At 68.5% G+C, this 17,884-nt stretch carries 13 protein-coding genes and 1 pseudogene; 9 read left to right on the top strand and 5 right to left on the bottom strand.

All coding sequences use genetic code 11. From position 1 onward, the window contains the following. Positions 1–141 precede the first annotated feature (141 nt). The 3 genes from PHLH3_RS29140 to PHLH3_RS29130 all read right to left on the bottom strand — a co-directional run bounded on the left by PHLH3_RS29140 (position 142) and on the right by PHLH3_RS29130 (position 5,676). Positions 142–1,857: an aryl-sulfate sulfotransferase gene (locus tag PHLH3_RS29140; RefSeq protein ID WP_213627129.1), complete on the bottom strand. Its 1,716-nt coding sequence runs from the start codon at positions 1,855–1,857 to the stop codon at positions 142–144. Between the two features lie 68 nt (positions 1,858–1,925). Beyond that, positions 1,926–3,260 (bottom strand): aryl-sulfate sulfotransferase, encoded by a 1,335-nt coding sequence (locus PHLH3_RS29135; protein ID WP_213627126.1) that lies wholly within the window; start codon positions 3,258–3,260, stop codon positions 1,926–1,928. Between the two features lie 43 nt (positions 3,261–3,303). Then, the gene (locus PHLH3_RS29130) at positions 3,304–5,676 is read right to left on the bottom strand and encodes a TonB-dependent receptor (protein ID WP_244862955.1); all 2,373 of its coding nucleotides are present in this window, start codon (positions 5,674–5,676) and stop codon (positions 3,304–3,306) included. 192 nt (positions 5,677–5,868) lie between these two features. On the opposite strand from PHLH3_RS29130, the pseudogene PHLH3_RS29125 reads away from it, so the two are divergent. Then, positions 5,869–6,820, top strand: a pseudogene (locus PHLH3_RS29125) (LysR family transcriptional regulator). A 254-nt stretch (positions 6,821–7,074) separates the two neighbouring features. Here PHLH3_RS29125 and PHLH3_RS29120 read toward each other — a convergent pair. After that, positions 7,075–9,393 (bottom strand): TonB-dependent receptor, encoded by a 2,319-nt coding sequence (locus PHLH3_RS29120; protein WP_244863104.1) that lies wholly within the window; start codon positions 9,391–9,393, stop codon positions 7,075–7,077. A gap of 331 nt (positions 9,394–9,724) precedes the next feature. Between PHLH3_RS29120 and PHLH3_RS29115 the strand changes: the two genes are divergently transcribed. The 8 genes from PHLH3_RS29115 (at position 9,725) to PHLH3_RS29080 (ending at position 17,066) form a co-directional block, all read left to right on the top strand. Further along, positions 9,725–10,474 (top strand): GntR family transcriptional regulator, encoded by a 750-nt coding sequence (locus PHLH3_RS29115; RefSeq protein WP_173176828.1) that lies wholly within the window; start codon positions 9,725–9,727, stop codon positions 10,472–10,474. After that, the gene (locus tag PHLH3_RS29110; RefSeq protein ID WP_173176826.1) at positions 10,471–12,195 is read left to right on the top strand and encodes a fumarate reductase/succinate dehydrogenase flavoprotein subunit; all 1,725 of its coding nucleotides are present in this window, start codon (positions 10,471–10,473) and stop codon (positions 12,193–12,195) included. The genes PHLH3_RS29115 and PHLH3_RS29110 overlap by 4 nt, the downstream gene beginning before the upstream one ends. A 126-nt stretch (positions 12,196–12,321) precedes the next feature. Beyond that, entirely contained in the window at positions 12,322–12,567 is a 246-nt protein-coding gene (locus PHLH3_RS29105; protein ID WP_173176824.1) for a ferredoxin family protein, read from the top strand. A gap of 131 nt (positions 12,568–12,698) precedes the next feature. Beyond that, on the top strand, positions 12,699–14,108 hold the full coding sequence (locus tag PHLH3_RS29100; protein ID WP_213627122.1) for an ABC transporter substrate-binding protein: 1,410 nt from the start codon (positions 12,699–12,701) through the stop codon (positions 14,106–14,108). A 72-nt stretch (positions 14,109–14,180) separates the two neighbouring features. Next, positions 14,181–14,960 carry an ABC transporter permease gene (locus PHLH3_RS29095; RefSeq protein WP_213627120.1) on the top strand — a complete coding sequence of 260 codons (780 nt, stop codon included), beginning with the start codon at positions 14,181–14,183 and terminating at the stop codon, positions 14,958–14,960. Then, positions 14,960–15,814: an ABC transporter ATP-binding protein gene (locus PHLH3_RS29090; protein ID WP_213627118.1), complete on the top strand. Its 855-nt coding sequence runs from the start codon at positions 14,960–14,962 to the stop codon at positions 15,812–15,814. The genes PHLH3_RS29095 and PHLH3_RS29090 overlap by 1 nt, the downstream gene beginning before the upstream one ends. Next, on the top strand, positions 15,811–16,776 hold the full coding sequence (locus tag PHLH3_RS29085) for a HEAT repeat domain-containing protein (RefSeq protein ID WP_213627117.1): 966 nt from the start codon (positions 15,811–15,813) through the stop codon (positions 16,774–16,776). Before PHLH3_RS29090 ends, PHLH3_RS29085 begins: the two co-directional genes overlap by 4 nt. Next, positions 16,776–17,066, top strand: a complete 291-nt coding sequence (locus tag PHLH3_RS29080; protein WP_213627115.1) for a gamma-butyrobetaine hydroxylase-like domain-containing protein — start codon at positions 16,776–16,778, stop codon at positions 17,064–17,066. The genes PHLH3_RS29085 and PHLH3_RS29080 overlap by 1 nt, the downstream gene beginning before the upstream one ends. Positions 17,067–17,450: 384 nt before the next feature. Here PHLH3_RS29080 and PHLH3_RS29075 read toward each other — a convergent pair whose 3' ends face one another. Beyond that, positions 17,451–17,855: a hypothetical protein gene (locus tag PHLH3_RS29075; protein WP_173176811.1), complete on the bottom strand. Its 405-nt coding sequence runs from the start codon at positions 17,853–17,855 to the stop codon at positions 17,451–17,453. Between the last annotated feature and the right edge of the window lie 29 nt (positions 17,856–17,884).

Raw genomic sequence — 17,884 nt, 5'->3', positions numbered from 1 at the left:
CTGTTGCGGTGGGGGGCCGGATGTAGGGTGGACCCCGCTCCACCGGTCCACCATGCGGAGTTGGGCATGACTCCGCTGGTGGACGTGAAAAGCGACGTCCACCCTACGCAGGCCTTCGAGATCGCCGTGTTGGGCCGGCAGTCAGAACGCCCTTTCCAGGTCGATCACCAGGGCGCGGTAGCCGACGCTGCCGGGCTGGCGGCTGTGGACCTTGAGCTCCACCTGCACCTCCTGGGTGCCGTATTTCACTTCGTTGAGCACGCTGGTGGTGAGCTTCTCCGGGGTCAGGTAGCCCACCGAGGCGGAGTAGATGAACTGGGTGTCTCGGTCGGCGCGGTATTCCACCACCGAGGTGATGGGGCTGTACCACGCATCCCCGCGTTCCTTGCCGTATTCCCACACCTGCTCGACGGTGCCCCGGGCTTCGTCGATGCGGTACTCCACCGCGCGGCTGTAGTTGCCGGCGAGCCGGGTGGGGGCGAAGTGGCGGCCCCAGCCGTTGTCGAACACGGTCAGCGTGCCGCGCCCGCTGAGCCAGGCGGTGTGCTGGGTCCAGGACCAGTCGAAGTCCTCGGCGTAGACGCCGTCCTGCTCCGCCAGCGCCTGGCCCTGGGCGTCCACCGGGGTCAGCACCTTGGCGCGCAGGCGCTCGGGCCAGCCCTTGGGCGAGGCGAGGATCCACTTCACCTGCTTGTCGCGGCCGATCTTCACCACGCCCTGGTGGCGGGCCGAGATGATGAGGCTGTCGTCGCTGGGGTCGTAGTCGATGGCGTTGACGTGGGCCCAGTTGCGCCCGGTGCCGACGCCGGGGGTGTCGCCGAAGGGCAGGTCGCCTTCGAGCAGTTCGTTGGCGGCGGTGTCATCCTGCTTCTCCACGCCGGCGGGCAGCTGGAGGGCGGCCTTGCCGAGGGTCTCCAGCAGTTCGCCGCGATAGGGGTCGAGGATCTGGTTGAGGTCCCAGAACTCCAGCACGTCGCCGGCCTCGCTGACCTCGATGATGTGGTCGCGGATGGAGCGCACGCGCTTGCCGTCGGGGCGGCGGTAGTCGCTGGTGCCGACCCGCAGCAGGTAGGTGCCGTGGGGCGTCTCGCGGATCTCGTGGGAGAAGTCGGCGAACTTGTCCGGCAGGTTGCGTTGCCAGATGCGCCGGCCCAGCAGGTCGTACTTGGAGTAGGTCTGGCCCTGGCCCCAGATCAGCTTGCCGTCGCGGGTCTGCTGGAAGCCCATGGTGCCGCCCAGGCCGTCGCGGCGGTTGGAGTCGTGGATGCGTTCGATGTCCAGGTACCAGCGCACGTCGCCATTGCTGTCGGCGATCCAGTTGTTGCCCACCTGGTCCCATTCGGCGGCACCGCCCAGGGCGTTCCACTTGAAGGCACGGCCGCCGGGGATCTCGCCCAGCAGGTGGTTGAACAGGTACAGGCGCTGCTCGAAGCCGGGCGCGACCCTCACCGGCTCCACCTCCGGCAGCGCGGCGGTCTGGCTGGCCACCACCGGCAGGCGCACCGCCGGGGCATACACCTGGTAATGCTCGACGATGTGCTCGCCATCGAGCTTGTAGGTCACCTCCACCTGGTTGACGTGGTCGGGGTAGAGGCCGAACACCGGGATGCCGCCGTGGGTCCAGAGCGCGCTGTCGGAGACCTCGTAGGCCAGGGTCACGCCGCGTTCGCCACGGCCCAGCACGCGGACATGGGCGGTGCTGATGGCGCGCCCGCCATCGCGGATCACGGCGGTCAGCGGCGCCAACTGGTAGGGGTTGACCACCACGTCGCCCAGCAGGCGGGTGTCGGGGGTGGGTACGCGGGCGGTGATGCAGGCGCCTTCGGGCAGTTCGGGGGTATCGGTCTTGGCATTCATGGCCTGTGTCCTTCGAGAAGCCCCGGGAGCGGATCGCGAACGGATTCGCTCCCACGGGGCGGGGGTGATCAGGGGTGGGTGGAGACGCGGAACTGTTCAAGGGCCGGCGGGGTGACCGCCTGCTCGGAGCGCGGCGTGCCTTCCGGGACCCAGTCGTAGGGCACCGGCAGCGCGCGGTAGAGCCAGTTGCTGCGGGCGTTGCCCAGGGGCGCCTTGCCGAAGTAGGGGCTGACGTATTCCCAGACGATCTCGCCCTTGGCGGTGACCTGGAACACCCGGCCGAACTTGCCCTCGTCGATCAGGGTGTTGCCGTTTGGCAGGCGCCGCGCGCTGCTGATGAAGGCGCTGAAGAAGGCCCAGCCCGGCTGGCCGCTGTCGGCGGCGCTGTACTGCCAGACGATCTCGCCCTTCACCGGGTCGATCTCCAGCACCCGCGAGCCGCCCAGCAGGCTCAGCGGCACGCGCGGGTAGCCGGCCTCGCCCTGGTTGTCGAACACCAGCAGGTTGCCGGCGCCGGGCAGGCCGGCGGGGATGATGTGGGCATCGTGCTGGCCGGAGAACTGGTCCACCGGGCGCGGCACCTGGGCCGGCGCGTAGGGGTTGAGCCTGGGCAGGTTGGGCCCGAGGCGCCAGGCCACCTTGCCGGTCTGGCGGTCGATGATGGCGATGAAGTTGGCCTCGCGGGAGTCGAGCAGCAGGTTGTCCGGGTGGAAGCGCTGGTCGCCGGCGTCGAACCATTTGTTCGGGCCCACCGGGCCGAGGTTGTTGATGTGCAGCACGTCGGGGTTCTTGCTGGCGCGCACCAGCTTGAGCTGCTCGGCGGTGAAGCCGAACTCCTCCAGGTGCTCGGAGGCGGTCCAGCTCCAGGCCACCTGGCCGGCGGGGGTGACCTCGTAGATCACGTCGTCGATCACCTGGGGCACCTCGAAGCCCTTCACCGGGTGCAGCCGGTTGGCCAGCACCAGGGTGTTGCCGTTGGCCAGCCGGCGCTGGTCATGGTGCTGCTGGGCGGCGCCGCCCGGAGCCTTGTCGCCCCATTGCCAGACCACCTTGCCGTCCCAGTCCAGCTCGCCCACCACCTTGTTGCGCAGGCCGTTGCCAGCGGAGGCCAGCTTGCTCGGCTCCTTCACCTCTTCGAGCTGCACGAACAGGTGGCCGCGCTTGCCGCCGTTGAGCGCCGGGTCGATCAGCGCGGCGGGGAAGCCGGCGTTTTCCCAGCGCCGCACCTCGTTGCCGTTCATGTCGATGAGGCGGGTCTGCTTGTCCGGCGCGCTGAAGATCACGTAGCCGTTCCAGGCCCGCGCCGGGTCGTAGATCGTCACCCCGGTGGGGTAGACGCTGGGGGCCGCGGCGGCCTGGCCGGCGACCAGGGCGGCGGCGAGGCCAAGTGCGTTGAATTTCATGTTTCTTTCCTTGTGGGTAAGGGGCTCGCGTAGCCCCGCTGACTCAGAAGTCGTAGCGGGCGGTGGCACCGAGGGTCCGTGGCGTTCCGAGGACACCGGCATAACCGCCGTTGGCGGAGTTCCACAGGCTGGTGAAGTAGGTCTTGTCACCGGCGTTCTTCAGCCACAGGGAGAGGTCGAGCACGCTGTCGCCCTGGTCCAGGCGCACGCCCCCGGAGAGGTTGACCACCGCGTAGCTGGGGATCTGGCCGTACTCGGAGTCGTCGATGGTGCCGACGGCTTTCGAGCGGAAGGCGTAGCTGGCGGTGACGTAGGGCTCGATGCGGTCCTGCAGCTGCCAGCGGTACTCGCCGTTGAGGTTGGCGATGTACTTGGAGGCGCCCACCACCTGGTGCCCGGAGAGGTCGCAGGAGGCCGGCGCGCCTGGGGCGAAGCCCACTTCCGGCGCGCAGGGCGCGTCCTTGTAGGCGAGGTAGCGCACGTCATTCCACGAGCCGTTGGCGTTGAGCGTCAGGCCGCGCACCGGTTGCCAGGTGGTCTCCACTTCCAGGCCGCGCGAGCGCACCGAGCCGGCGTTGGTCAGGTAGGAGGTGCGCGTGCCTTCGTCGTAGGCGTTGGCCTGGTAGCCGTGGACCTCGGTCCAGAACAGGTTGGCGTTGAGCAGCAGGGTGCGGTCCAGCAGCGTGCTCTTGAAGCCGATCTCGGCGTTGTTGGCGCGCTCGGTGCCCACCAGCAGGGAGTCGGCGCCGGCAGTGGGGGCGCTGGCCACGGTGAGGTTGATGCCGCCGGATTTCTCGCCGTGGGACAGCGAGGCATAGCCGAGCAGGTCGGGGTTGATCTGGTAGCTCAGGGCGAGCAGGCCGGAGGGGCTGAAGCTGTGCTGGCTGAGATCGCCCGAGTCGTAGGCCCCGACCCGGCCCCGGCGCGCGGTAGCCGCCGCACCGCTGACCGCCGCGCCGCCGGTGGGGGCGAAGCGCTCGACCCAGGCGTCCTTCTCCTCGTAGGTGCCCCGGATGCCGGCGGTGAAGTCCAGGCGCTCGGTGAGGTGCCAGGTGGCCTGGGCGAACAGCGCGTAGCTGTCGGTGTCGATGTGGCCGTCGCCCAGGGTGGTGACATTGGCCAGGGCGCCGGCGGGCGTGCCGTTCCAGATGTCGGCCTGGGGCCCGTAGTAGGTGAAGGCGTGGTTATCCAGGTCCTGCTTGAAGTAGTAGGCGCCCAGCACGTAGTCGAAGGCGTCGCCCTTGGGCGAGGCCAGGCGGATTTCCTGGGAGTACTGCTTGTCGCGCACCGAGACGCCGGCGTTGATCGCTGCCGAGACGTTGAGGCCGTCGTCGTTGCGCGGGGTGAAGTCCCACCAGCGGTAGGCGCTGATGGAGGTGAGGGTGAAGTCGTTGGGCAGGGTCCAGTTGGCCTCCACCGAGGTGCCGCCCTGGAACACCGTCACCTGCTGGTCGGAGTCGAAGTTGACCTTGCGGTCCTTGCCCGAGACGAGTGTGGCGCCGGCTGCGGCGGCGCGCTGCTCGTAGCGGTTGACGCCGTTGATGGTGGGGCCGGTGCTGTACAGGCTGAGGATGCCGTTGTTGGAATCCTCCTCGTTGTATTCGCCGATCCAGCGCAGGTTGAAGGTTTCGCTCGGCTCGAACAGCAACTGGCCACGGAAGCCCTGGCGCTTGCCGCCGTTGAGGTCGTCGCCGTTGTAGAGGTTCTTCACGTAGCCGTCGTCTTCGGTGCGGTAGGCCGACAGGCGCCCGGCGAGGGTCTCGGTGAGGCCGCCGGAGACGCTGCCCTGGGTCTGCCAGTAGCCGTCCTCGCCCACCGAGCTCTGGAGGCTGCGCTCGGTGGTGAAGGTGGGTTTGCGCGAGGTGATGTTGAGCACGCCGGCGGTGGTGTTCTTGCCGAACAGGGTGCCCTGGGGACCGCGCAGGACCTCCAGCTGCTCCACGTCCAGCAGGTCGAACACCGCCATCCCCGGGCGGCCCAGGTAGACGTTGTCCAGGTAGACGCCGACGCTGCCTTCCAGGCCATCGCTGGCCGGGTTGTTGCCCAGGCCACGGATGGAGATGCTCGACTGGCGAGCGTGGACGTAGGCGACGTTGGTGCTGGGCACCAGTTGCTGCAGGTCCTGCACGCGGTAGATGCGCTGGGTCTCCAGGGTCTCGGCGCCGAGCACGCTGATGGGCGTGGGCACGCTCTGGGCGCTTTCCTCGCGGCGGCGGGCATTGACGGTGACGGTGCCGAGGCGCTTTTCCTCGCTGGCGGCAGGCTTCTGCGCGCCGGTCGCCGCAGGGGCGTCGTTGCCGGCGGTTTCGGCCTGGGCCAGGCCAGCGGCGGCCAGCAGCACGGCGAGCGCCAGCGGTTTGAAGGACGGTGAAGGGCCGCTCGCGATGGCGAGGCGGCGCGGGATGACGCGATTCATGCACATGCTCCTGTGGGGGTCAGCCGAGCGAGCACTTCCGTATGGCGGAACCGAATCGCGGTGGCGAATCACTTATTCATCAATTGCATATCAATAGTTTTATTTCGTTTTTTGAGGAATAAGAGATTGCCTTTATAAGGAGCAGGAGCTGCCTGCGGCAATTGCAATCCACCGAATCTTTTCATGTAGAAAATGCATATCGACCTGCGCCAGCTCCGCCACTTCGTGGCCCTCGCCGAACACCGCAGCTTCGTCGCCGCGGCGGCGGCGGTGAACCTTTCGCAGTCGGCCTTCAGCCGCAGCATCCAGGCCCTGGAACACAGTGCCGGCTGCCGCCTGGTGGACCGCGCGAGCAAGGAGCTGCACCCCACCCGGCAGGGCCTGTTGGTGCTGGAGCATGCGCGGCGCCTGGTGCATGGCGCGCACAACCTGGCCAACGAGATCGGCCAGTTCAACGGCCTGCAGTCGGGGACGGTGCGCTTCGGCAGCGGGCCGGCGCCGGCGGCGCAGCTGATCCCGCGCGCGGTGGGAAGCTTCATCGGCGAATTCCCGCAGGTGCGGGTGCAATTCCAGGTAGACGCCTGGCAGGAGCTGAACCGGCGCCTGGTCAGCGAGGAGATCGAGTTCTTCGTCGCCGACACCCGCCGCTTCGAGGCGGACCCCGACTACCGGGTTCACAAGCTCAAGCCGCAGAAGTGGCACTTCTGCTGCCGCGCCGGCCATCCGCTGGCGCAGCGGGAGGCGGTGCGCACGGCGGACATCTTCACCTACCCGCTGGCCACCACCTTCCGCCCCCGAACATCCGCAAGGTGCTGGTGGACTACAGCGGCCGCCAGGACTTCACCCCAACGTCGAATGCGAACACGGCTACGCGCTGCTCAACGTGGTGCTCAACTCCGACGCCATCGGCATCGCCGGCCAGAGCAACCTCGCGCCCTTCCTCCGCGACGGCGCCCTGGTGGCGTTGCAGCCGGTGGACCTGCCGGCCGACCTGGAGGAGTGCTACACCCGCTACGGCGTGGTCAGCCGCGTCGGCTACAGCCTCTCGCCCCTGGCCCAGGCCATGGTCCGCCACATCACCGAGGCGGACGAGGCCACGCCCGCCGGGCTCGCGGGCCTGGAGACCGATCGTTTCGGCGTCTGACCGCAGTCGCGCCCGAAGCCGCCACCCTACGCACGGCTCCGGCTTTTCCGTGGGAGCGAATTCATTCGCGAAGGGATCGGCACCGATCCGTTGGGCCTCGCTCCATCGGTCCACCACGCGGTGCCAACCGGGGCTCTGCGGGTGGACGTGAAGAGCGACGTGCACCTTACGCAGGCCATGCCCCGAGCACGGAGCAATGCCGGATGTAGGGTGGACCCCGCTTCACCGGTCCACCATGCGGAGTGGACCGGTACTCAGAACTCCAGGGTGCTGGAGAGCTGCACCAGGCGCGGGTCGCCGATGGAGACGTTCCACTGGTTCACCGAGGAGCTGTAGTAGGTCTTGTCGAAGAGGTTCTTCACGTTGAGCTGGAGCTTGAGGCGCTTGTCGTCGCCCAGTGGTGTTTCGTAGCTGGCGAAGGCGTCGGCGACGGTGTAGTGGGGCAGCTCGAAGCTGTTGGCGACATCACCCTCGCGGGAGCCCACATAGCGACCACCCAGGCCGGCACGCAGGCGGTCGCCGTCGAACAGCGGGCCGAAGTCGTAGACGGCCGAGAGCGAAGCGGTACGCCGGGCGACGTTCTGCAACTCATTGCCCTTGTAGAGCGGGTCCTTGGTCAGCTCCGCATCCAGCCACGCGAAGGTGCCGATCAGGCTGAGGTTGTCGGTGACCTGGCCGGTCACATCCAGCTCGATGCCCCGTGACCGGACTTCGCCAACCGCGCGATTGGAGCCATCGAGCTCGGTCACGGCGACGTTTTCCTTGACGATGTCGAACAGCGCCAGGGTGCCGGTGATGCGGCCGGGCATGTCCAGCTTGGCGCCAATCTCCCAGCTTTTGCCTTCCTCCGGCGCCATCTCGTTCACCGACCCGGTGCCGGTCAGCGGCGCAATGGTGGAGTTGGGCTTGAACGACTCGGTGTAGCCGCCGTAGAGGGACAGCTCGTCGGTCATCTTGTAGACCAGGCCGACCCGGGGCACCCATACCTGGCCGTCGATGTCGGTGTTTTTCTTGAACGGGCGGCCCCGGCCGGCGAGCTGGTCGTAGAGCTGGTAGCGGGCCCCGGCGATGAAGATCCACTGCTCGTTGAGGTGCACCGAGTCCTGGAAGAAGGCGGACTGGCTGACCACGCGGTCGGTCTGGTCGCTGTCGCTGGCGGCCACCGTGGTGGGCACCGGCACCTGGCCATAGACCGGGTTCCAGGGGTTGAAGCTGACGGTGGTGGTCTGGCGGATCAGGTCCTCGCGGAAGAACTTGCGGTACTCGTGGTCCACGCCCATCAGCAGGTCGTGCTGCATGCCGCCCAGCTGCACCTGGCCGTCCAGGTCGAAGGTGGCGAAGTGCTCGGTGCTCACCGCGCCCCGGGTGCCGTCCAGGCGGCGCCGCAGTGTGCCGTTGGGGTTCTGGCTCTGCACCCGCGCCTGGTAGTCGTCGTAGGTGTCGCGGTTGTAGCTGTAGGCGAAGTGGGCCTTCCAGGCCTCGTTCAGCTGGTGTTCGAGGTCAAGGATCATCAGGTCCGACCGGCCCTCGGTGACGTTGTAGGGCTCGTCCAGGCGGCGGGTGGCGGGCACCGCCAGGGGCTTGCCGTTGAGGAAGAGGGTGCCGCGGTCGAAGGGGGTGCTGTACTCGCGGTGCTCGAAGCTGAGGTTCACCGTGGTGTCTTCGCCGTACCAGGCGAAGGAAGGGGCGAAGGTCTTGTCGCGGCTGTGGCCGAAGTTGCGCCAGTAGTCGGCGTCGTCGTAGTCGGCGATCACCCGGTAGGCCAGGCCGGAATCCCCCAGCGGGCCGGTGACGTCGAGGGTGCCGCCGCTGCCGTCCTTGCCGTCGCCGTAGGTGGAGGCGCGCGCGGTGATGGCGCGGTAGGCCTGCAGTTGCGGCTTCTTGCTGATGACGTTGATCACCCCGCCCGGGTCGAGGATGCCGTAGAGCATCGAGGACGGGCCCTTGAGCACTTCCACGCGCTCGGCGCTGGCGGTGAGGTTGCGGCCCTGGATGGTGCGCATGCCGTCGCGCAGGATCGAGCCGTCGCGGTTGTCGCCGAAGCCGCGCTTCATCACCGCGTCCAGGGTGCTGCCGAGGGTGTTGGCCTGGGTGATGCCGCTGACGTTGGCCAGGGCGTCGTCGAGGTTCTGCGGCTGCTGGTCGAGCAGCGCCTGCTGGGGCACCACGGCCACCGCCTGGGGAATGTCCAGCAGCGGGGTTTCCGAGCGCATCAGGCGCGTGGTGGGCGGAGGCTGGTAGCTGCCGTCGGCCAGTTGGCGGGAGTTGATGTTCACCGCGTCGAGGTTCAGTGCGCCGTCATCGCTGCGGGGTACCAGGGTCAGGGTGCCGGCGTTGACCTGTGCATAACTCAGCCCGCTGCCCGCCAGCAGTCGTGCCAGGGCCTGCTCGGCACTCATGCGGCCGTTCACCGCCGGGGCCTGGACCTGGTAGGCGGCGTCCTCGGTGTAGACCAGCGCCAGTCCGGTGGCCCGGGTGAAGGCGGCCAGGGCCTGGGGCAGTGGCTGCGCGGCGATGGCGAACTCGTGCACGCTGGCCAGCGCGGTGGCGGGGGCCTCGGCATCGGCGGCCATGGCCTGAGGCAGCACGCCGGCAGGGCCGAGGTCGAGCAGCGCCGAAACCAGACCGAGGCGCTTGAACGCGCCACCCTGCAACCGCAATGTCCTGTACTTCATGGGTGTGACCTGCCCCTGGCTGATGGATTTCTTTGCGAATAAATCGCATTCCACCTCCTACACGGACGTCGTGGACCGATACCTCACCTGGAAATGAAAAATATTTTCAAAACGGTGTGGGTCGGCTTCTAACCTTATTCGATATCGGTATTTCCGCCGCGCTGGTTATGCTCGCTATTCTCGCGCCATAACTTGTTATAACAAGTAAGGATCACGAGCGAGCGACGACATGGCCGAACTGCTTCCCCTCTCCCCGGTGCCCCTCTACAGCCAGCTCAAGGAGCTGCTGCGCGGGCGCATTCTCGATGGCACCTACCCGCCCCACAGCCGCATGCCCTCGGAGGCGGAGCTGGGCAAGGCCTTCGACGTCAGCCGCATCACCGTGCGCCAGGCGCTGGGCGACCTGCAGAAGGAAGGGCTGATCTTCAAGATCCACGGCAAGGGCACCTTCGTCGCCAAGCCCAAGGCCTTCCAGAACGTCTCCACCCTGCAGGGCCTGGCCGAGTCCATGACGCAGATGGGCTACGAGGTGCTCAACCGCCTGCGCAGCTTCAAGCAGGTGCCGGCCAGCGCACTGGTGGCCGAGCGACTGCAGGTGGAGGAGGGCAGCCCGGTGATCGAGATCAAGCGCGTGCGCCTGATCAACCGCGAGCCGGTGTCCCTGGAACTCACCTGGCTGCCCCTGGCGGTCGGCGAGAAGCTGGAGAAGGCCGACCTCGTCACCCGCGACATCTTCCTCATCCTCGAGAACGACTGCGGCATCCCCCTGGGCCACGCCGACCTCGCCATCGACGCCGTGCTCGCCGACAGCGACCTGACCCAGGCGCTGGAGGTGGAAGAGGGCTCGCCGATCATGCGTATCGAGCGCCTGACCCACACCGCCGACGGCGCGCCGCTGGACTTCGAGCACCTCTACTACCGTGGCGATGCCTTCCAGTACCGCCTGCGCATCGACCGCCAGAAGGGAGCACCGGCATGAACACCCTGGAGCAGGAATACGACATCGTCGTCATCGGCGGCGGCACCGCCGGGCCCATGGCCGCGATCAAGGCCAAGGAGAAGAACCGCGAGCTGCGCGTGCTGCTGGTGGACAAGGCCAACGTCAAGCGCAGCGGCGCCATCAGCATGGGCATGGACGGGCTGAACAACGCCATCATCCCCGGCCACGCGACGCCCGAGCAGTACACCAAGGAAATCACCGTGGCCAACGACGGCATCGTCAACCAGGCCGCCGTCTACGCCTATGCCACCCACAGCTTCGCGACCATCGAGCAGCTGGACCGCTGGGGCGTGAAGTTCGAGAAGGACGAGACCGGCGACTACGCGGTGAAGAAGGTCCACCACATGGGCGCCTACGTGCTGCCGATGCCCGAGGGCCACGACATCAAGAAGGTGCTCTACCGCCAGCTCAAGCGCGCGCGGGTGAACATCACCAACCGCCTGGTCACCACCCGCGTGCTGCTCGACGAGGAGGGCGCCGCCTGCGGCGTGCTCGGCTTCGACTGCCGCAGCGGCGACTTCCAGGTGATCCGCGCCAAGGCGGTGATCCTCGCCTGCGGCGCCGCCGGGCGCCTCGGCCTGCCGTCCTCGGGCTACCTGATGGGCACCTACGAGAACCCCACCAACGCCGGCGACGGCTACGCCATGGCCTACCACGCCGGGGCGGAGCTGGCGAACCTGGAGTGCTTCCAGATCAACCCGCTGATCAAGGACTACAACGGCCCCGCCTGTGCCTACGTCACCGGCCCGCTGGGCGGCTACACCGCCAACAACAAGGGCGAGCGCTTCATCGAGTGCGACTACTGGAGCGGGCAGATGATGTGGGAGTTCCACCAGGAACTCGAAGGCGGCAACGGCCCGGTGTTCCTCAAGCTGGACCACCTGGCCGAGGAAACCATCCAGACCATCGAGGAGATCCTCCACAGCAACGAGCGCCCCAGCCGTGGCCAGTTCCACGCCGGCCGGGGCACCGACTACCGCCAGCAGATGGTGGAGATGCACATCTCCGAGATCGGCTTCTGCTCCGGCCACTCCGCCTCGGGCGTGTGGGTCAACGAGAAGGCCGAGACCTCGGTGAAGGGCCTCTACGCCGCCGGCGACATGGCCGCCGTGCCGCACAACTACATGCTCGGCGCCTTCACCTACGGCTGGTTCGCCGGCATCAACGCGGCCGACTACGTGGCCGGGCGTGACTTCGCCGCCGTCGACCCGGCCCAGGTGGAGCGCGAGCGCGAGCGGGTCTACGCGCCGCTGCACCGCGAGCACGGGCTGCCGCCGGCCCAGGTGGAGTACAAGCTGCGGCGCATGGTCAACGACTACCTGCAGCCGCCCAAGGTGACCAGGAAGATGGAGATCGGCCTGACCCGCTTCGCCGAGATCGAGCGCGACCTCGGGCAGATGAAGGCCAACAACCCCCATGAGCTGATGCGCGCCATGGAAGTGGCGGTGATCCGCGACTGCGCCGAGATGGCCGCCCGCGCCTCGCTGTTCCGCGAGGAAAGCCGCTGGGGCCTGTACCACCATCGTGTCGACCACCCCGAGCGCAACGACGCCGAGTGGTTCTGCCACTGCCACCTGAAGAAGGGCGATGACGGCGCCATGACCAGCTTCAAGAAGCCGGTGGAGCCCTACCTGATCGCCCTGGATGCGGAAGAACAGAGCGCCTACGACCGCCTGCGGGTGAAGACCGAGGCCGCCTGACCCGGCACTGAACCGTAGGGTGGGCTTCAGCCCACCAATGGCGCCATGCAGGGCTTTCCCGGTGGGCTGAAGCCCACCCTACATCCCAAGAACACAGAGAGCCCCAAGGCTCCAAGGACCCGTGACATGGCCTTTCAACCCCAGGAAATCTTCTTCCGCAGCAGCGCGCCGGTGACGATCGACGAGGACAAGTGCATCGCCCACAAGGGCTGCACCGTGTGCGTCGAGGTCTGCCCGATGGACCTGCTGGCCATCAACCCGGCGACCCAGAAGGCCTACATGGCCTTCGACGAATGCTGGTACTGCATGCCCTGCGAGAAGGATTGCCCGACCGGCGCGGTGAAGGTGGAGATTCCCTACCTGCTGCGTTGACCGGTTCCACCATCGAAGAACAACGACCGCCATCCGGCCCGCCGCCGGACGCCTTGCCTGCAAGACCCCTCGTTTCCCACCACCGACGATGTGGCGGAGACGACGACCCGACCAATGATTCGAGGGGAACCATGAGCCTACGTGCAACCATCGCCGGCCTCGCGCTGGCCGTCACCACCGCGTCCGCCTCCGCCGAGACCATCCGCATCGCCATCGGCACCCAGGACACCACCATCAACTGCGCCACCGGCGGCCTGCTGATCCGCGAGCTGGGCCTGCTGGAGAAGTACCTGCCCCATGACGGCAAGTACCAGGACGCCCACTACGAGGTGGAGTGGAAGAACTTCACCAGCGGCGCGCCGCTGACCAACGAGATGGTCGCCGGCAAGCTGGATTTCGGCGCCATGGCCGATTTCCCCGGCTCCTTCAACGGCGTCGCCCACCTCGATGCCGGCAAGCGCAGCCTGTTCATCAGCGTGCTCTCGGGCAGCACCCGGGGCAGCGGCAACGGCATCGTGGTGCCGGCTGCCTCGAGCGTGCAGTCCATCGCCGAACTCAAGGGCAGGACCATCTCCGTGCCCTTCGCCTCCACCGCCCACGGCATGCTGCTGCGCGCCATCGCCGCCCAGGGCTGGGACCCGGAGAAGGACGTGCGCATCATCGCCCAGCCGCCGGAGATCGCCGGTTCCGCCCTGCGCAGCAACCGCATCGAGGCCCACGCCGATTTCGTGCCCTTCGCCGAGCTGTTCCCCAACCGTGGCTTCGCACGGAAGATCTACGACGGCTCCCAGGCCGGGGCACCGACCTTCCACGGCGCGCTGGTGGACGCCGCCTATGCCGAGAAGTACCCGGAAGTGGTCACCGCCTACCTGCGCGCCAGCCTGGAGGCCGACCGCCTGCTGGCCGCCGAGCCGGAGAAGTACAGCGAGCTGATCGAGAAGGTCGCCGGCATCGAGGCCGAGGTGAACTACCTGTTCCACGGCCCCCTCGGCCTGCAGACCCGCGACCTGACCTGGAAGCCGGAGTACCGCCAGGCGGTGGCCACCTCCATCGACACCCTCAAGCTGCTGAAGAAGACCGACCGCGGCCTGGACACCGGCACCTTCATCGACGACCGCTTCATCCGCGCAGCCTTCCAGGCGGCCGGGCAGGACTACGACAAGGCGCTGAAGAACTACGCCCCGCTGCCGCTGGTGGCCAAGGACGCCGCCACCGGCCAGCCGATCACCGACTTCAGGCGCCTGGCGCAGATCTGGGTGCGCGGCGAAGACAAGGTGCGCCACTACGCCTCGCCGGAAGCGGCGCTGGCGGCCCTGGCCCAGCTGGAACAGGAGGGCAAGGACATCCGCGCCATCTACGCCCAGGCCGCCGACAGCGGCATCAAGCTGCTGGCCAACCAGGCCTGGTTCGTGCGCAACGACAAGGGTGAGCTGAGTGCCTTCCTGCTCAAGGACCAGGCCGAGCGCTACGCCCGGGAGAACGGCGGCACGGCGCTGGACTTCAGCAGCGCCAACCAGAAGCAGGCCGTCGCCAGCCGTTGAATACGTAGGTGGGTGCCGGGCAGGGCCATGTTGGGCCGCGCTCCGCTTGGCGCCAACCTACAGGAGGACCTCATGACTCACTTCTACCGCTGGCCCCTGCGCCTCGCCTCCCTGGCCGCCTGCCTGCTGTGCTGGCAGCTGGCGGCCACGGCGCGGCTCGACCTGGGGCTGATCACCTTCAGCTACGTGCCCACGCCGGGCGCGGTGCTGGAGGCCGCCTGGCAGCTGGTGCATTCCAGCAAGCTGCTGGCGCATCTCTCCAGCAGCCTGGCGCGGGTGTTCGCCGGCTACCTGACCGCCGCCGTCCTGGGTGTGTTGCTGGGCCTGGCCATCGGCCGTTCGCGCTGGGCCGAGTACAGCCTGCTGCCGCCCCTGGAAGTGCTGCGGCCGATCCCGGCGGTGGCCTGGATCCCCCTGGCGATCCTGATGTTCCCATCCGCGGAGCTGTCGATGGTGTTCATCACCTTCACCGGCGCGCTGTTCCCCATCCTGCTCAACACCGTGCATGGCGTCGAAGGCGTCGACCCGCGCCTGGTGGCCTCGGCGCGCAGCCTCGGGGCCGGGCGCCTGGCCATCCTGCGCGAGGTGGTGCTGCCCGGCGCGGCGCCGAGCATCGTCACCGGCCTCGCCATCGGCATGGGCACCTCGTGGTTCTGTCTGGTCACCGCCGAGATGATTTCCGGGCAGTTCGGCATCGGCTACTACACCTGGGAGTCCTACACCCTGCAGAACTACCCGGACATCGTCGTCGGCATGCTGCTGATCGGCCTGCTGGGCATGGGCAGCAGCGGCCTGGTGAAGCGCCTCGGCGGCCTGGTCACGCCCTGGTACCGCACGGGGAGGAACGCCTGATGAGCGCATTCGAGCAGGCCGTCGAACCCGGCCGCATCGAGGGGCGGCAACTGTCCATCCGCCTCGGCGAGGGGGCCCAGGCCTTCGATGCCGTGCAGGCCCTGGACTTTTCCATCGCCCCCGGCGAGTTCGTCTGCATCCTCGGCCCGTCGGGCTGCGGCAAGTCCACCCTGCTCGGCGCCCTGGCCGGCCACCTGCGGCCGCGCACCGGCACCCTGGAGGTGGATGGCCGCGCCGTGGGCGGGCCCTCGCCGGAGCGCGGCATGGTGTTCCAGCACCACACCCTGCTGCCCTGGCGCAGCGTGCTGGACAACGTCGCCTTCGGCCTGAAGATGCAGGGCATCGGCAAGGACGAGCGGCGCCGCCAGGCCGCCGAATTCCTGCGCCTGGTCGGCCTCGCCGATTTCGCCGGGCGCTGGCCGGGGCAGCTCTCCGGCGGCATGCAGCAGCGTGCCGAGATCGCCCGGGTGCTGATCAACCGCCCGCGCCTGTTGCTGATGGACGAGCCCTTCGGCGCCCTCGACGCGCAGACCCGCTCGCGCATGCAGGAGCTGCTGCTGGATATCTGGACGCGCATCCGCACCACCGTGGTCTTCGTCACCCACGACATCGACGAAGCGCTGTTCCTCGCCGACCGCATCCTGGTGATGAGCCCGCGCCCCGGCCGCTTCATCGAGGACCTGCGCCTCGACTTCCCGCGCCCGCGCCGCGCCAGCCTGCTGACCAGCCCGGGCTTCACCCACCTCAAGCGCCACTGCCTGGAACTGCTGCGCCACGAGGAAGGCCGCGAACTGCCGCGCCTCACCCCGCTCGGCCTGCCTACCGACCACCCGCCCTTGCGAATCGCCCTATGACCGACCGTGAAACCACCCACCCCGACATTCTCGACCTGCTGCCGCGTCTCGCCGCCGACGATGCCGGCGTGCGGCGCATCGCCCTGATCGAACTGGCCGACCTGGAAGACCCCGAAGGCCTGCCCTGGCTCACCGACGCGCTGGTGGCCGACGCGGCCGCCGAGGTGCGCGCCGAGGCCGCGCGCCTGCTGGAAGCCTGGGAGGAACCCGATGTGGTGCAGGCGCTTTGCGCCGCCCTGGCGGACCCCGCCGAGCCGGTGCGCCTGGCCGCCGCGCAGAGCCTGAGCGAGCTGAAGAGCCTGGATGCGGGCGAGCTGATCCTGCCCTGGGTGCGCCATGCCGACGCTTTCGTCCGCACCAGTGCCTTGCGCGCCCTGCGCGAGCTGCGCCTGGACGCCGCCGCCACGCCGGCATTGCAGGCCCTGGAGGACGGTGACGCTGGCGTACGCCGCGAGGCGGTGGGCATCCTCGGCTGGCTCAAGCGCAGCGATGCGCTGCCGGCCCTGGCGCGCCTGGCCAGCGATGACCCGGACACCGAAGTGCGCCGCGCCGCCACCGGCGCCCTGGGCCTGGCCAGCGACGCCAGCGTGCTGCCGGCCCTGCGCGCGGCCCTGGCCGACGAGGCCTGGCAGGTGCGCGAAGAGGCTGCCACCACCCTCGGCAAGGTGGGCCTGGACGAGGCCGGCCCGGCCCTGCTCGCCGCCCTGGACGACAGCTACTGGCAGGTGCGCCTGCGCGCCGCCCGTGCCCTCGGCCGCCTGCGCCACCGCCCGGCCGCACCGGGGCTCGCCGGGCTGCTGGTGCACGGCATCGCCAACCTGCGCAAGGAAGCTGCGCTGGCCCTGGGCGAGCTGGGTGACGCGTGGGCCGTGCCGGCCCTGCGTGCGGCAGAAGCCGATGGCGATCCGGAGGTGCGCAAGGCCGTGCGCATCGCCTTGGTCCAGCTGCAGGGGGCGGCCTGATGGACGCCCCGTCCGGCCTGCGCAATTCCCGCAGCGAAGGGCGGCTGACCCTGGAATGGCACGATGGCGCGCACCAGGCCATCAGCCACGCCCGCCTGCGCGGCGCCTGCCCCTGCTCGCAGTGCAAGGCTGCGCGCATCCGTGGCGCCATACCGCTGGTGGACGAGGCGGTGCGCCTCACCGCCATCCACCCGCAGGGCTACGGCGTGCAGCTGGTGTTCAGCGATGGGCACGAGCGCGGGATCTATCCCTGGGACTACTTGCGGGAACTGGGCGCATCCCCGGGCTGAAGCCCGGGCTACGGAGCCGAAAGGTGCGGGAATCGGTGTAGGGGCGAATTCATTCGTCCAGCAGGCCGCAGGTCTGCCCTCCCGGGCATGGGGCCGCTGCGCCGTCCTTGGCGACTGAAGTCGCCCCTACAGTTCGCCGTGCAGTTCGTAGGATGGGTCGGGCGGCGTTCCGCGAGCGAAGCGAAACCCATGCTGTTGCCGGACACGGCCGCCCCTCCTGCGGGACCGTTCTGTGCGATAGGGCGATGCGCAGGATCGCGAATGAATTCGCTCCCACAGAAAGGCGCCGGGCCTGGCACCTGTGCCGTGGGAGCGAGCTCTGCTCGCGAAGCTTTTGGCGACTGAAGTCGCCCCTACAGGCCGCCCACGGAAGCGGGGCGGGGCTCAGAAATCCACGGCGAAGTGCCAGCGGATTTCCTGTTCGGCGAGGGCGTTGAGCACCCACTCGTACTCCTGGAGGTCTTCGAGGAAGTCGGTGGAGTTGGACAGCGCGCGGGGCTCGGTGACCAGGTGGCCCTGCAGGGCGCGCACGGTCTTGAGGCCGTCCTCGGCGTTGAACCACTGCTCGTCGGGCAGGCTGTCGCCGAGGTCCGGCACGTCGCCTTCTTCTAGCAGGTCGGCGAAGTCGCCCGGGTCCTGGCTGACGAAGGCCCAGAGGGACTTCACCTTGAGCCGTTTGCACAGCTCGTCGAGCTCGACCTCGTCCACGCTGGCCACGGCTTTGCCGTTGACGAAGTCATCGATGCCCGCGAGGGGCTTTTCAGGAACGATGTAGATGGCTGCACTCATGGCTGACGGGCCCTGTCTGTGTTGACTCT

Source organism: Pseudomonas sp. Pc102, from assembly GCF_018408275.1.
Classification (GTDB): domain Bacteria; phylum Pseudomonadota; class Gammaproteobacteria; order Pseudomonadales; family Pseudomonadaceae; genus Metapseudomonas; species Metapseudomonas tohonis.
Note: the sequence above shows the minus strand (reverse complement) of the source record. Positions and strands in the feature narration are given on the sequence as shown.